Origin of the sequence: Henriciella pelagia (assembly GCF_002088945.1) — a bacterium.
GTDB lineage: Bacteria > Pseudomonadota > Alphaproteobacteria > Caulobacterales > Hyphomonadaceae > Henriciella > Henriciella pelagia.
Genome location: NZ_NCSU01000015.1, coordinates 262,650 through 277,111, shown reverse-complemented (window position 1 = coordinate 277,111; position 14,462 = coordinate 262,650). Strand labels below are relative to the sequence as shown.

Annotated in this window: 17 protein-coding genes; 9 read left to right on the top strand and 8 right to left on the bottom strand. The window is 60.9% G+C overall.

The window, feature by feature from the left end; genetic code table 11:
• Positions 1-80 precede the first annotated feature (80 nt).
• Positions 81-1,634: a caspase family protein gene (locus tag B8746_RS15930; protein WP_158084670.1), complete on the top strand. Its 1,554-nt coding sequence runs from the start codon at positions 81-83 to the stop codon at positions 1,632-1,634.
• Positions 1,635-1,824: 190 nt separating this feature from the next.
• A complete protein-coding gene (locus B8746_RS15925; protein WP_084394686.1) occupies positions 1,825-3,048 on the top strand; it encodes an MFS transporter in 1,224 nt (407 codons plus the stop codon).
• On the opposite strand, the gene B8746_RS15920 is transcribed toward B8746_RS15925, so the two are convergent.
• Complete coding sequence (locus B8746_RS15920; protein ID WP_084394685.1) at positions 3,045-3,722, bottom strand: hypothetical protein; 678 nt, start codon at positions 3,720-3,722, stop codon at positions 3,045-3,047. The two genes, B8746_RS15925 and B8746_RS15920, sit on opposite strands and share 4 nt — an antisense overlap.
• A 348-nt stretch (positions 3,723-4,070) precedes the next feature.
• Between B8746_RS15920 and B8746_RS15915 the strand changes: the two genes are divergently transcribed.
• Complete coding sequence (locus B8746_RS15915) at positions 4,071-4,535, top strand: GyrI-like domain-containing protein (protein ID WP_084394684.1); 465 nt, start codon at positions 4,071-4,073, stop codon at positions 4,533-4,535.
• Positions 4,536-4,547: 12 nt separating this feature from the next.
• On the opposite strand, the gene B8746_RS15910 is transcribed toward B8746_RS15915, so the two are convergent.
• Complete coding sequence (locus tag B8746_RS15910; protein WP_084394683.1) at positions 4,548-4,841, bottom strand: DUF7668 domain-containing protein; 294 nt, start codon at positions 4,839-4,841, stop codon at positions 4,548-4,550.
• A 90-nt stretch (positions 4,842-4,931) separates the two neighbouring features.
• On the bottom strand, positions 4,932-7,277 hold the full coding sequence (locus B8746_RS15905; RefSeq protein ID WP_084394682.1) for an ATP-dependent helicase: 2,346 nt from the start codon (positions 7,275-7,277) through the stop codon (positions 4,932-4,934).
• Positions 7,278-7,371: 94 nt separating this feature from the next.
• Between B8746_RS15905 and B8746_RS15900 the strand changes: the two genes are divergently transcribed.
• From B8746_RS15900 to B8746_RS15890, 3 genes are read left to right on the top strand one after another with little or no spacing between them, the layout of a single operon-like run.
• Complete coding sequence (locus B8746_RS15900) at positions 7,372-7,716, top strand: ArsR/SmtB family transcription factor (protein WP_084394681.1); 345 nt, start codon at positions 7,372-7,374, stop codon at positions 7,714-7,716.
• A 1-nt stretch (position 7,717) separates the two neighbouring features.
• Complete coding sequence (locus tag B8746_RS15895) at positions 7,718-8,269, top strand: SRPBCC domain-containing protein (RefSeq protein WP_084394680.1); 552 nt, start codon at positions 7,718-7,720, stop codon at positions 8,267-8,269.
• Between the two features lie 14 nt (positions 8,270-8,283).
• Positions 8,284-8,835 (top strand): DUF4287 domain-containing protein, encoded by a 552-nt coding sequence (locus tag B8746_RS15890; protein ID WP_233124398.1) that lies wholly within the window; start codon positions 8,284-8,286, stop codon positions 8,833-8,835.
• Here B8746_RS15890 and B8746_RS15885 read toward each other — a convergent pair.
• The 3 genes from B8746_RS15885 to B8746_RS15875 all read right to left on the bottom strand — a co-directional run bounded on the left by B8746_RS15885 (position 8,832) and on the right by B8746_RS15875 (position 11,492).
• Positions 8,832-9,629: an enoyl-CoA hydratase/isomerase family protein gene (locus B8746_RS15885; RefSeq protein ID WP_084394679.1), complete on the bottom strand. Its 798-nt coding sequence runs from the start codon at positions 9,627-9,629 to the stop codon at positions 8,832-8,834. The two genes, B8746_RS15890 and B8746_RS15885, sit on opposite strands and share 4 nt — an antisense overlap.
• A gap of 85 nt (positions 9,630-9,714) precedes the next feature.
• A complete protein-coding gene (locus tag B8746_RS15880; RefSeq protein WP_084394678.1) occupies positions 9,715-10,254 on the bottom strand; it encodes a nuclear transport factor 2 family protein in 540 nt (179 codons plus the stop codon).
• Positions 10,255-10,379: 125 nt separating this feature from the next.
• On the bottom strand, positions 10,380-11,492 hold the full coding sequence (locus B8746_RS15875) for an NADH:flavin oxidoreductase (RefSeq protein ID WP_084394756.1): 1,113 nt from the start codon (positions 11,490-11,492) through the stop codon (positions 10,380-10,382).
• A 145-nt stretch (positions 11,493-11,637) separates the two neighbouring features.
• Here B8746_RS15875 and B8746_RS15870 point away from each other — a divergent pair, with 145 nt between their 5' ends.
• Positions 11,638-12,693 (top strand): hypothetical protein, encoded by a 1,056-nt coding sequence (locus B8746_RS15870; protein WP_084394677.1) that lies wholly within the window; start codon positions 11,638-11,640, stop codon positions 12,691-12,693.
• A gap of 177 nt (positions 12,694-12,870) precedes the next feature.
• On the opposite strand, the gene B8746_RS15865 is transcribed toward B8746_RS15870, so the two are convergent.
• Positions 12,871-13,047: a DUF4169 family protein gene (locus tag B8746_RS15865; protein ID WP_084394676.1), complete on the bottom strand. Its 177-nt coding sequence runs from the start codon at positions 13,045-13,047 to the stop codon at positions 12,871-12,873.
• A gap of 122 nt (positions 13,048-13,169) precedes the next feature.
• Here B8746_RS15865 and B8746_RS15860 point away from each other — a divergent pair, with 122 nt between their 5' ends.
• Together B8746_RS15860 and B8746_RS15855 are read left to right on the top strand one after the other, a co-directional pair.
• Complete coding sequence (locus B8746_RS15860) at positions 13,170-13,790, top strand: hypothetical protein (protein ID WP_143434627.1); 621 nt, start codon at positions 13,170-13,172, stop codon at positions 13,788-13,790.
• Positions 13,791-13,793: 3 nt separating this feature from the next.
• Entirely contained in the window at positions 13,794-14,105 is a 312-nt protein-coding gene (locus tag B8746_RS15855; RefSeq protein ID WP_084394674.1) for a winged helix-turn-helix domain-containing protein, read from the top strand.
• A 17-nt stretch (positions 14,106-14,122) separates the two neighbouring features.
• Here B8746_RS15855 and B8746_RS15850 read toward each other — a convergent pair whose 3' ends face one another.
• A complete protein-coding gene (locus tag B8746_RS15850; protein ID WP_084394673.1) occupies positions 14,123-14,419 on the bottom strand; it encodes an aspartate decarboxylase in 297 nt (98 codons plus the stop codon).
• Positions 14,420-14,462: the final 43 nt, after the last annotated feature.

The window sequence follows — 14,462 nt, the reverse complement described above, 5'->3', positions numbered from 1 at the left end:
CGGGCAAGTGACTTGCCCGTCCCTGAAAGGCTGTCCTATCCTCCCATTCGATGCTGGCTGGCATCGGGTGGGAGATTTTTATGCGGACCTTACTTGCTGCGACATTTGCTGCGATGATTTCCATTCCAGCGCTGGCAGAACCGCGTATTGCGCTGGTGATCGGAAATTCCCAGTACGAGACGCCAGGCTGGGCGCTCGAAAATCCCGTACGAGATGCGCGTCTCATGAAGGCCGCTCTGGAAGGCCTCGACTATGAGGTAATGACGGTCTTCAACGCCGATGAAGACGAGATGGAGGACGCCTTCGCCGCGTTCGGTGCTGCGCTGAAAGAGGCAGGTCCGGATGCCACAGGCTTCTTCTTCTTTGCGGGGCACGGCGTTCAGTCGGAGGGTCTCAACTATCTCATCCCGACGGATCTGGTTGCCTATAATGAAGCCGACATCTGGGCGAACGCGCCGCGTCTGGAACTGTTGTTCCGCTATCTGGAAAATGCCGGCAATGCGGCCAACTTCATTGTGCTCGATGCCTGCCGCAATAACCCGTTACCAGCTGCAGTTCGCACCACGGCAGGCGGGCTCGCACCAACCGGGCGCGTGCGGGGAACATTGATCGCTTATTCGACCGCCCCCGGCGCCGTGGCAGAAGATGGTGTGGGAGGAAACAGCGAATTTACCCTGGCCCTGTCAGAACTCATCGCCCAGCCCGGCGTGTCGGCGGAGACCCTGTTCCGGCGTGTCGCGACGCGGGTCGAGCAGCGCACGGGCTATCGCCAGCAGCCCTGGATCGAAAGTGGCTTGCGCGGCACGGAAGATTACTGCTTTGCAGGCTGCGAGGTGGACGATGATGAGAAGGCTGAGGCGGCTGCGTTGATGGCGTCGCTGACGTCGGAGAGCCCGGGTGTGCTAAAGAGTTTTCTGGCAGCTTTCCCCGACACGAAAAGTCGGGCGCTGGTGGAAACGAGACTACGCCAGCTTGAAGCGCCAGAGCCCACGGAACTTGAGGCCCTCAGTGACCGGCCGCAGGGCGGGTTGCTGGAGGCGCCGGGCCTGTCGGACCCGCCTTCAGACAATGATGTGGGCCGTGGTTACAACAGTGACGGCGACCTGATTGCGCCGCTGGGCAACGAGGAGGAGGACGCGGCAGCGCCGCTGACAGAAGGCCAGATAAAGGCGGTGCTGGGCGTGGACACGCTGATCGGCGACATGGTTGCGCCGTGGCGCAAGGATGTGATGCAGACCGCTGCCAAGGCAGCCTTCATGACGCGGACCATTGAGGACGCACCGGAATATGCGCGGCTTGATGATGCCCTGTTTGTCTTCTTTGGTTTCGAGAGCGCTGAAGTCTCTCAAGAGGCCACTGAAAACATTGAATTGTTTGCAGATTTCACGGCGTCTGGACATGCCGAGAAGGGCAGGTTGCGGGTCGTTTCAGGCTGCTCCGGCGACGAAATGAAGGCGAGTATCTGCCGTGAGCGCGCGCGGTCGGTCGAAGCGCTGCTGGTGGCGCAGGGTGTGCCGAAGGAAGCCTTCGAAGCCTATCAGAATTACGGCAAGCACCGCCCGCTGAAAGACCCCGGTTTCGGCATCGACGAGCAGGCCATGAACCGCTACGCGATGGTGCAGCTGCTCGAATAATCCTCTGGATAAACCGGTCCTGAAGGTGGGGTTTTCGCAGGCCGGTTATGGGCCGATCACAGGCTGATTTCAGGTCGACGCCCGCTCCGCTGGTATGCGCCGCAACAGACCCTCGCGCAAAGACAACATTGCTTCATGCGTGAAGCAATTTATGTGAGGAGCCTGCACTGAGAAGCCGGGGGCAAACGTCGTGGATAGCATAGCGCCGCCAAACTCTTCCTCGAAAAGGCGCCTTTCGGGAACGGAAGTCCTGCTGCTCACCCTGGCCTGCGGCGTGGTCACGGCGAACGCCTACTACATTCATCCGATCATTTCGGAAGTGGCGCACAGCTTTGAGGTCGATCAGGGGCTCATCGGCATTGTGCCGGGCGCTAACCAGATTGCGCTCGCTTTGGGCGTCTTCCTGCTCCTCCCGCTCGGAGACAGGATTTCCAACCGCAAGCTGGTGACGTTCACCGTGGCCGGACAGTTCCTGTCGATCACGGGCATGGCGTTTGCGACCGACTTCACGCTTTTCACGCTGGCCTCGACCATCCTCGGTTTCTTCACGATCGCGCCATACCTCTTGCCGACCTATGCGTCGAAGCGCGTTGATCCGGCACGCCTTGGAGCGGTGACGGCCATGCTGACGACAGGGGTGATCGGCGGCATCCTCGTGTCGCGGGCAGGGGCCGGCATCATCGCCGAAACCCTGGGCTGGCGCACCGTCTACTATGTTGCGGCGACCTTCATGCTGATCGTGTCCATCCTGCTGCCCCTGATCATGGACGAACGCGAGGCCGGGTCTGACACCGAGCCGAAGCAGAGCTATTTCCGCCTGCTCTTCTCCATGTTCGGCCTGATCCGCCAGAACCCTGAAATCCTCATTTCGGGAGCGATCCAGGGGCTGGGCTTCGGCGTGTTCCTGGCTGTCTGGATGGGCATTGGCCTTCACCTGCCGGAGATGGGCTATGGCGTCGACATTGTGGGTTATCTCGCCGCCTTCTCCATCCTGAACCTCTTCACGACCCCCTGGCTGGGCAAGGTCGCCGACAATATCGGGCCCTACAGGGCGCGCCTGATCTTTGCGTCGATCAATTTCGCCGGAGTCTGCCTGCTCTGGCCGATGGGCTATAATGTCTGGCTGCTCATCATTCCGATCATGCTGATGACATTGGTGGGACCGGCGGTCGACATCACCAACCGCATGACATTCCTGAAGCTCGACCCGAAAATCCGCACCCGCCTGATGACGGTGTATATTGTGATGATGTTTATCGGGGGCGGAATATCATCTTCTGCAGGCACGGCAGTCTACGATGCCTTCGGCTGGAGCGGCAACGCCGTTCTGGCGATTGTCATGACAGCCTTGCTGACGGCGCTCTGCGCGGTCGCGTGGGTCTGGAAGGGCCGCGGAACAGCCGAAACCGGCTAGGCTCTCACGCCCTCGAGATAGGTCGCCCAGGCTGGATGCAGGCCAACCGCCAGCGCCACAAGCATGCCGACGATGACGAAGGCCGCGCTGATCGAGGTCGAGGCGTAGACGGTCTTGTGCTTGTGCCAGTCATAGCCAATGGGAACCAGCATCAGGACAAGCCAGAGCGGCAGGATGAAGAGGGCAGGCAGGCCGAAAGCCGCAAACAGGCCGATCAGGGCCGGGGGCAGGATGGAAATGCTCGCATAGATCATGAAGCGCTTATGCGCGCTCGGCAGGCGCCGTCCGATAAAGCCGAGCAGGTACAGGATCGCGTAGGAGAAGACGGTCTGCGCGCTGGCGAGCACCGCATAGGGGTCTTCATGGATCAGGAAGTGACGCCCTGCGGCGTAGACGCCCGTATAGACAAGCCCCCCGGCCACAGCGAGGCTGAGAACACCAAACCGCTTGTGACGGTTGATGTCGCGGCCGCGGATGAGCGACGCCTGGAACGGCACGAGCACATACCAGACCAGCATGAGCACGGCATGCGCCGCGACGATCAGGGGCGGTTGGGACTCATTGGTATAATCAAGTGCGGCCCGTGCCCCGAGACCGACAAGGGCGATGACGAGCAGGAACAGGCTGAAATACTGGAAGAAAGCCTCACCAGCCTTCGGGCGCCGTTTTGCCATATGTCACGTCCCTCCCACAGGATAGGGCGACAAAAAGGGCGTGCTTCGCTGGATTTGGCAACGTCGAAGACGGCCAGGGCAGCGGCATTGGCGGGGTGGGGGCGGCAAGCTGGCGGGTCACTGGCGGGGCGACTGGCGGGGCGATGACGTGGTCCGTTGGTCCGGCTTGGCGCGTATCATTGCTGAACTTGTCGCGAGTGGAAAGATTCGCCCCCTCACCCCCGGCCCCTCTCCCGAGGGAGAGGGGAGGAGATAGGTGCGTGGATCGAGCGCGGGCTCCCTTCTCCCACCGGAGGTGACGCCTTTTGGGGCATGGTCTAAAACTCCCGCTAAGGTGAGGAGGACGCCATGACCATCGAGAAGAAGACGCTGCCGGAGCACCATTATCTGTATGTCGAGCGCGAAGCGCCAATGGGGCCAGAAATTGGCGCGGCGATGGGATCTGGCTTTGGCGAAGTATTCGGCTTCGTCGGGCAGGCCGGGATCACGCCGCAGAGCATGCCGATGACGCTCTATACAGACATGCCGGCAGGCTCGACGATCAGATTCCGCGCGGGCGTGTTTGTGGCAGCTGATGATGCGGCTAAAGCGTCAGGCAACGTGAAAGCGGGCGTCATTCCGGCGGGCGAGGCTGTGACGACGACGCATATCGGTCCCTACGCCAACATGAATCAGAGCCACCAGGCGGTCTGGGCCCATTGCGACGAGCAGGGCTACCAGAAGGCGATGCCGGTCTGGGAAGTCTATGTGGATGATCCGGGCGAGGTAGAAGAGGCAAAGCTCAGGACGGAGATTTATCGGCGGGTGGGGTGAGGATGGCCCTCGCTAGGGGACGTAAACCAGTCCGGGTTCAATCAGAAATCCCGACGAAGTTGGTCGCACCTTTGCACGCAAGACCAAATCCGTAACTTCGCCTTGAGGCGTAGTCAGATCGATCAGGACATCCCAGTGGTCCCCCATCCAACGGTAGATCGAAGTTTGCCATGAGCTGTCGCGAAGCGGTCCGACCGGCTCGCCGTAGGCCTGGATATTTGCAAGGCTGATCTTCGATGTTTCAGCGTCGATCTCGGCGATTTGCGTGCCCACCGGAGGCTCTTCCGGTTCGCGCCCTTCAACCATGGCATCTGCAAGCGCCTTGAAAGCTGGGCGCCATGCGCTTGGGATGGGCAGTTCGCAATCTTCATCTTGAACGACTGGAATGCTCAGAGTTTAGACCCCCGTCACAAAGGTCGAGATGACCTTCTTCAACCCCACCTTCTCGAAATTCACTTGAAGCTTCGTGCCGTCGGCTGCCAGCACCTGGCCGTAGCCGAATTTTTCGTGGTGGACGCGTTGGCCGATGCGGAAGGCGGATTTGCCGGAGCTGGTGGCGAGGAGTTCGGCCTTGCCGTCGATGATGGGGCCGGGCTTGGAGCTCGCTGATTTCGCGTTCTCTTTCAGGCGGCGCCAGCCGGGGGAGGTGTAGTTGCTGCGCTCGCCAAGGTCCTCGATCGTGCCGGTGAAGCCGGTATCGCCGCCGGGCATGGTGGAGTAGCCGGTCTCTGATACGGCCTCGACATGCTCATGCGGCAACTCGTCGACGAAGCGCGACGGCAGGACAGACTGCCAGCGACCGAAGATCATGCGGTTGGCAACGAAGCTGATCGAGCATTTCTCGCGGGCGCGCGTGATGCCGACATAGGCAAGCCGGCGTTCTTCCTCCAGGCCCTTCATGCCGCTTTCATCGAGCGAGCGGCGGGACGGGAAGACCTCTTCCTCCCAGCCCGGCAGGAAGACCATCGGCCATTCAAGGCCCTTGGCGGCGTGTAGCGTCAGGATCTGGACTTCATTGCCGGAGGATTGCCCGCCAACATCCATGACAAGCTCGACATGTTCGAGGAAGCCGGGGAGGCTGTCGAACTGGCCGAGGGCGTGGATCAGCTCCTTGAGGTTGTCGAGGCGCGTCTGGGATTGGGGCCCGCGATCCTTCTGGAGCATGTCGGTATAGCCGGACTCGTCGAGAATGACCTGCGCGAGTTCGTAGTGCGGCATGCCGTTATTCAGCCGGTCGCGCCACATATTGATCTGGTCGATGAACTGGGTGAGGCCGCGCTTGGCCGGGCCTTTGACCTCGTCGGTCTGCAGGATCATCGGCACGAGCGTGAAGAGCGAGCGGCCGTCCTCGCGGGCAAAGGTCTGCAGCTTCTGGATTGTGGTCGCGCCGACGCCGCGCTTGGGCTGGTTGACGACGCGCTCAAAGGCGAGGTCATCGTCGGGCGAGCGGATCAGGCGGAGATAGGCGAGGGCATCGCGGATTTCGGCGCGCTCGAAGAAGCGCGGACCGCCAATGACGCGGTAGGGGATGCCCAGCATGATGAGGCGCTCTTCGAAGAGGCGCATCTGCCAGGAGGCGCGGACCAGGATAGCGCAGTCTTCATACTGGCCGCCCTTGTTCACATAGGATTCGATGTCGTCGCAGATGAGGCGGGCTTCGGCTTCGCCATCCCAGAGGCCGCGCACCTTCACCTTGTCGGCGTCCGGGTCCGCGCTCGTCTCCTCGCCGACATAGAGCGTCTTGCCGAGCCGGCCCTTGTTGAAATTGATGACCGAAGAGGCAGCGGCGAGAATGTGCGCCGTTGAGCGGTAATTGCGTTCGAGCCGGATGACTTTCGCGCCTGGAAAATCCTTCTCGAAGCGGAGGATATTGTCGACTTCAGCGCCGCGCCAGCCATAGATCGACTGGTCGTCATCGCCGACGCAGCAAATGTTACCCGTGCCGCGCGCGAGCAGACGCAGCCAGAGATACTGGGCGACGTTCGTATCCTGATACTCGTCGACGAGGATGTATCTGAATCGCTTGTGATAATCGGCGAGCAGGTCCGGGTTTTCCTGGAAGATGGTGATGTTGTGGATCAGAAGGTCGCCAAAGTCGCAGGCATTTAGGACTTTCAGACGCGCCTGATAGGTCTCGTAGAGCTTTACGCCCTTGCCGTCCGCGAAGTTCCACGCCTCATCCTGCGGGACCTTGCCGGGAGTCAGGGCCCGGTTTTTCCAGCCATCGATCAGGCTGGCGAGGTGGCGCGGCGTCCAACGCTTGGTGTCGATATTTTCAGCTTCGATCACCTGCTTGCAGAGGCGGATCTGGTCATCGGTGTCGAGGATGGTGAAGCTGGATTTGAGGCCAGCGAGTTCAGCATGCTTGCGCAGGATCTGCGCGCTGATCGAGTGGAAGGTGCCGAGCCATCTAAGGCCTTCGCCTGCGTCGCCGATCAGGTTCAGCGCGCGTTCGCGCATTTCGCGGGCCGCCTTGTTGGTGAAGGTGACGGTCAGCGTCTGCGATGGCCAGGCGAGGCCGGTGCCGATGATGTGGGCGAGGCGGGTCGTCAACACGCGCGTCTTGCCCGTGCCGGCCCCGGCCAGGACGAGGAGTGGGCCATCCGTCGTCTCGACAGCTTCACGCTGTTCGGGGTTCAGGCCTTCGAGATAGTCCGCATTGCGATCTGCAACGGGCGCGCGGGCGGTGGCCATCTCTGAAATGGAGGGGCGGCGATTCGGGTTGGAACTCATGGAGAACATATAGCAGGACTCTGGCCCAATGGCAGGGGCTAGCTGCGCCGAGCCCTCGTGGATCCGGCTTGACTTGGGCGAATTCATGTAATTGTGTAATTACATGATTACTAGTGGTGACATGTCGGCCGTGTTTCAGGCGCTCGCTCATGAGAGCCGCCGGGCCATGCTGGACATACTCAAGGCAAAGCCCGGTCTGCCGGTCGGGGAGCTTGCGCGGCATTTCGATGTCAGCCGGATTGCGGTGATGAACCATCTCTCCGTGCTGGAGAAAGCGGGTCTGGTGGTCAGCGAGAAGGTGGGGCGCACGCGGCGCCTCTATCTCAATGCCGTGCCGATCCGGCAGATTCAGGAACGCTGGCTCGACACCTATAGCGAGACATTCGCCGGCAAGCTCACTTCCATCAAGGCCATGGCCGAACAGGCCGCCAGACAAAGGGACGATTGATATGGCTGAGGCTGAAACCGGAATGGCTGCCGCTGAGGACAGACAGGTCTACAAGGTGGTAATAGACGCGCCGATTGACGTGGTCTGGAACACGCTGGTGAAGACCGATGAGGTGCTGCCTTTCTTCTTTGGTGCGGTGTGCGAGGCGGAAGGCGGCACGCTCAAGCCGGGGCACCGCATGCGGATGGTCACGCCGGACAGGAAATATGCGAGCGTCGTTGGCGAGGTTCTCGAATTCTCGCCGCCGCACCGCTATGCCCACACTTTCAAGTTTACCCAGTGGGACGATGCATACTGCACCGTGACCTATGAGCTGAAGGAAACGCCTGACGGCACCGAGTTCTCGCTCATCACGACGGGCGTGCCCGCCGGTACGAAGACCGCGAAGTCCATGGCGCAGGGCGGATCCTTCATCACGCAGAATCTCAAATCGGTTGTCGAAAAGGGAAAGCCGCTCTTCAGTGGGCGGATGGTGATGATGCTGGGGCCTGTCATGGGGCTGATGACGCCCGCGGCATGCAGGATTGAACACTGGCCGCTGGACGGCAAATAGGGAGACAAGGGGACATGGCGAAGACACAGGAAGAGCTGCTGGCAAGCCACATTGCCGGTATGGAAGCCAAGACCGGAAAGCCGCTCGCGCACTGGGTGAAGGTGGTCCAGTCCAGCGGGCTGGAAAAGCATGGCGAGCAGGTGAAGATGCTCAAGGAGGCTCATGGTTTCGGGCATGGCCACGCCAATCTCGTCTGTCAGGCCGCAAAAGGCCGGTTCGAGGCCGATGAAGACGACATGCTGGAAGGCCAGTATAAGGGCAAGGAGGGCCTGCGCCCGATCTATGACGCGCTGGAAGCGTTCGCGAAGACGCTGGGCGGTGATGTCGAGATCGCGCCGAAAAAGACGAGCGTGGCGTTTCGCCGGTCAAAGAATTTTGCGGTTGTCACGCCGGCTACAAAGTCGCGGGTCGATCTTGGCTTGAACCTCAAGGGCGAGAACGGGACCATGCGTCTCGCCGAGGAAAAGACCGGCTCCATGTGCACGCACAAGATCAAGCTTCAGGCGGCCGAAGAGGTTGATGACGAGGTGAAAGCCTGGCTCAAGGCCGCCTATGAGCGGGCCTAGGCCTTCGCGCGTACCGCCTTGAAGTGCGGCTTGCGCTTTTCGGCGAAAGCAGCGACGGCTTCCTTGTGTTCAGGCAGGGTGTAGCAGGTCTCTAGTTTCTCATGCTCACGCGCCTGGATGCGACCTGTATCCGTGTCACAGGCATTGGCGCTGAGCAGTTCTTTCGTCATGCGCAGCATGGGCGAAGGGTTTGCCGCCATCTGCTCGGCCAGCTCAAGGGCGTCGGTGAGGAGCGTTTGCGGCGATGACAAACGGTCTGCAAGGCCGAGGCTGACCGCTTCCTCGCCGGAGACGGGCCGCGCGGTAAGCAGGAGGTCATGCGCCTTGCCCCAGCCGACACGCTGGATCAGGAAGTGTGAGCTTGCGAGTTCCGGCACGATCCCGACTTTCACGAAGACCAGGCCGAATTTCGCCGCCGTCGAAGCAACAATCATGTCGAAGGGCAGGATCTGGGTAACGCCGATCCCGAAGGCGGGGCCGTTCACCGCCGCAATGCAGGGTTTGGATGAGCGGATCAGCGAGACCCAGTCGATCCCGCCATCGCGTTTGTGGGCCCTAGTCTCAGAGGCGTCGATATTGTTCTGGAAGTAGGACATGTCGGCGCCGGCGCAGAAGCCGCGCCCTTCGCCCGTCATGACAATGGCGCCGACATCGTCAGTCTCGTTTGCCGCCGCGATCGCTGTGCCAAGTTCGCGGCTCATATCGGGCGTCCAGGCGTTCAGCTTTTCCGGTCGGTTGAGCGTGATGAGGCACACATTGCCTCGCTGTTCGACCTTGATCTGCTCGTAACTCATTGTCGCCTCCCTGAGATTTGTTTTGCTCAGGGTGGAGCCACTACCGCAGCGGCAGTCACGCGAATTCTTTGAGCTCGATGCGAGCCTATTCGGGGTCTGTCGTCATCACCGCGGTGTGGGCGAGCGTGTCGGTGTATTGCTGAAAGCTCGTAATCTCGCCGTCTTCGACGGTCCAGACATGGACGAAAGGAATATCCATTTCCTTGCCGGTTTCGCCGTGCTTCGCCGTGTAGCGGCCAAGCGAGACGACGCGGTTTCCTTCTGCGATGAACTCGGATGGGACGGCGTTGAAATATTCCCATTCGCCACCGAGGCGCGCAAAAAGGCCCGTCACGATTTCATCGGTGCCTTCATATGGGTTCTGGTCGGCGTAGGGGCTGTTTTCGGCCTCTGTCCAGACGATGGACTCTGCAAAATTCGATGTGGCCAGTGCGATGTCGCCGGTGGCGAAACCGTCATAGACCGTCTTGACCGTGTCGACAGTGCTGATGTCGTCCGCCACGTCCTCGGGGGTGGCGGTCTGTGCGGTTTCGGCAGGCGCCTGCGCATCGCCGGAACCATTGCTGGACGGCTCCGAACACGCAGCAATCAGGCCGAATGCGGCGACGGTGATCGTATATTTCATATGAACTCCCCCCTCATGAGGAGAGAGTTCGTTCACGTATGACAAGTGTCGTCAAGCGCAGGCCGAGCGATCTCCCCATTCCAGACGGACGGGGAGATGCTGCGAGCTTCTGTGACCTGTGGCTTCTAGTACAGCGTTGCCATTGCCTTGGCGTCGTAGCCTTCGAGCTCGTCGGTGCGGCCTTCCTTGACCTTCTGGGCCCAGAACGGATCCTGCAGCAGGGCACGGCCGACGGCAACGAGGTCGAACTCTCCTTTTTCGAGGCGTTCGATGACATCCGTGAGCGGGCGGGTCTTCGAGCCTTCACCGCGCATGCCGCCGATGAATTCTCCCGACAGGCCGACGGACCCAACCGTGATGGTCGGCAGGCCAGTGAGCTTCTTCGCCCAGCCGGCCGTATTGAGACCGTTCTCGCCGTCATCTTCGGGGAATTCAGCTTCCCAGAAGCGGCGCTGGCTCGCATGGAGAATGTCCACGCCAGCATCGACGAAGACTTTGAGGAAGGCTTCGAACTCCTGTGGGGTCCTGGCCAGCTTGGCGTCGTAGTCCTGTTGTTTCCACTGCGAGAAGCGCAGGATGACCGGAATGTCCGGGCCGACGGCCTTCTTGACCTCGGAGATGACTTCTCCGGCAAAGGTCGCACGCTCAACCAGGGTGCCGCCATACTTGTCTTCGCGCTTGTTCATCACGTCCCAGAAGAACTCGTCGATGAGATAACCATGCGCGCCGTGAATCTCGACCGTGTCGAAGCCAAGTTCCCTGGCGCTGGCTGCGGCCTGTGCATAGGCGGCAACCATGTCGGCGACTTCAGATTCGCTCGGTTCTTCGAAAATTTGCTTGCCCTTATGCGTAACGCCGGATGGGCTGTCGGAGGGAGCGTCCGGATAATGACCGGTACCGCTCTTGCGCAGCAGGCCCTGATGCCAGATCTGCGGGGCCATCTTGCCGCCTTCGCCGTGGACTGCATCGATGACTTTCTTCCAGCCAGCAAGGGCAGGTTCGGTGTGGAAGAGCGGGTAATTGGCATTATCGGACGCGCCCTTGCGCGGGACCAGTGTGCCTTCGGAGATGATCAGGCCGACATCAGCCGCTGCACGGCGCGCATAATAATCGACGACATCCTTGGTTGGCACGCCGTTGGGGCTGAAGCCGCGGGTCATTGGGGCCATGACGATACGGTTCGGAAGCTCAAGCGATTTGAGCTTGAACGGTTCGAATAGCGGGGCAGCTGATGACATGAAGGTCTCCATTTATTTCACTGGGCAAGTATCTGGGCCGGCCAGCAGCGTCAATCAATGACCAAAAGGCGGACAACGCATTCAGTACGCATTCACTTGAGCATTTCTAAAACTGCTGTCATCAACTCCGGAAAAGGGATGAGGGATGAAACATTCAATCATGTTGGCCGGACTGGGCGCGCTGGCAGCCTGCTCGACGCCCGGGATCGATTATTCAGCGGCGATCGTGCCGCCGCACACCGCAGCCGTGGAGACGCGGAGCGTGGATGTCGGGCGGTTTGACGGACCGGGAGGCAACTGGTTCGCCGGCCAGTTCGAAGCGATGCTGGTCAATGCGACCTTCAATGGCCAGCCCTGGTTCAAGATTGCCCGCTATTCCGACGGCTATGTTCCGGAGGGCCAGCGCGCCGGCATCTATGAGGGGATCACCAATATCGAGTCCTATGAGGCCGAGGAGTATACCCGGACCGTTTCCAAATGCGTGGAATGGGATGGCCTGTTCGACTGCGAGCACCGCGAGGATGTCGAGGAGGTCTGCCTGCGCGAGGAGGTTGATGTGTCGGTTACGCCGCGCCTCATCGAATACGGCACAGGCCGCATTCTTTTCTCGCAGACCTATTACGGCTCAGACAGCCATGAGAGCTGCGACGAGGTGTACTGGCATGGCCGGCGCGGCAAGCACCACAAGGGCGGCTATTCCTATGGCCTGATCGGCGGAGTGCAGCCGCCGCGGGACATGGTGGTGAATGCGCTGTCGGACACGCTTCACACTATTCGTAACGACATAGCGCCGCGCAATACGACCGCGCGGGCGACCTTTGTGGATGAGGCGCTCGACCCCATGCTCGCCGCCGATCCGCGGTTTGAACAGGCGGTGAAGGCCGGGCGCGACGCGCCTTACCAGTCGTGCGCAACCTGGCGGACGCTGAAAGACCAGTATCCGAACGCGCCAGCCGTCACGCACAATCTCGGTGCGTGCTATGAATCGTCTGGTGATTTTCTGGGGGCGCACTCGCTCTATGCCGAAGCGGCAGAGCAGTCAGCGGCGATGAGCGGCACGGGCCAGCCCCAGAAGGATTACAGCCAGTCCCTTGCCCGCATGTCGTCCTACAGGACGGGCCTGCAGTTGCTCGACAGGCTGGTGCGCGATGAGAGCGAGTGGATCGCTGTTCCGCCTACCGAGGGCGAAGCGGGAAGCTAGAGCGTAACGATCAGGCCATGCCCATCAGGAAGCCGATGCCGACGGCAATGGCGAAGCATGCTGTGATGAGCGAGGTCCTGTAGAGAATGCGGGTCATGGCTGTCCTTGCTTGCTCTGCCGGACTCGTACCCTCGAAAGCGAGCCGGTCTCAGTGCAAGGTCAACGCACGATATCTGATTATCGTTCCCGTTTTGCGCCTTCTATCGTCTTGCTGATCTTGTCAGCGGCGGCCTTTTCATTCGCCTTCTGAGTCTTGGAGCGTCCGAATTTGGCGCGGTTTTCGACTGCCTGCTGCGCTTTCGCGGCGCGGGCCTTCGCCTTGCGCGCCTTGTTGAGATTGATCGGTGTCGCCATTCAACTTGCCCCGACTGAGACCATTGCCCGTAGCTAACACAGGCGGAGGTCACGACGAAGCACGATTGACAAATCACGCAGACAGAGTACTTTGTTTTTCAAAGTTTATGAAGGAGGCACCCATGTCGCGATCAATGACTGATGATCTGGCCTATCTGAAGGATCTTGCCGAAAGCGGGCAGAATGCGCCCCTGCTCGGCGGCCGGTTCCTGGCCTGGTGGGGCGGCCTGGTGACTATCGCCTATATCTCGCACTATCTGATCGCCACGGGTGCCACAGGGCTGCCGAATGAGGCCTATGCCTGGTTGTGGATCGGCTTTTCGGTGATCGGATTTGGCGGGTTCAAGGTCATGCAGATGACCTTTCCAAAGTCGAAACCCGGCGCATCATCGCTCGGCAACCAGATCAGCGCCGTGGTCTGGATGGCAGGCGGCATGGTGCTGTTTTCCTTCTTCTCAGGGGTCATCATCCGCTCCGTTCTGGAAGGACGGGCGAGCCTCGGCTTTCTCTGGTCGGTGCCGCTCGTGCTCGGGATTTACGGCATCTGCCAGCTGACATCAGGCCTGCTCGCAAAGAGCCGCGCGCTGATGCTCGCCGGCTGGGGCGCGATTGCCTCAAGCGGCGTGGCTGCTGTCTTTACGGGGTCCAATACGGTCTGGCTCGTCGGTGCCATCGTGGCGGCGCTCACCGTCTTCCTGCCGGGTGTCATGCTGATGCGTCAGGAACCATCTGAAGTGGTCTGAGCCATGAGCACGGAAAACCCCTTCGACCATTCTGCCATCGACGATGTCATCCACGGGCGGCTGCGCCTCGGCATCATGGCCTACCTCACTGCGGCGAGCCCCGCCATTTTCGGCGAGCTGCGAGACAAGGTGGGCGCGACGGATGGCAATCTCTCGACACACCTGAAAAAGCTGGAAGAGGCCGGCTATGTGCGTCAGGAGAAAAGGTTCGTCGGCAAGCGGCCCCAGACGCGCGTCTTCCTGACAGATGAGGGGCGCAGGGCCTGGCTCGGCTGGATCGACACGATGAACAATCTGATGAAGGCGGCGCAATAGGCCGCCTTCTCCTGTTCCTAGTCGCCGTGCGTGTCGCGCCATTGCTCCATGGCGAGCGAAATGGCGAAGGTTTCGCGGTATTTCGGGCTGGAGGCCGGGCGCGGTGCGCGGGCCGATGTCAGCGCCATGATCTCTGCCAGCTTGTTGTGCGCCGCGCCGGCCTGTCCTGCGCCGATATAGGCGTGCAGCTCGACCAGAGCGGACGAGAGCGGGTCATGCGCGCGGATGACGAAGTACGGTTCGTCTTCCGCAAGCTTGTCGAGTACGTCGAACTCGGACGGATTGGCTTTCGAGCCGATGGGGGCCTTGGACATGGATGCGCGCCTTTCGAATCAGTTTCCCGGTGTTCGGCGAGCC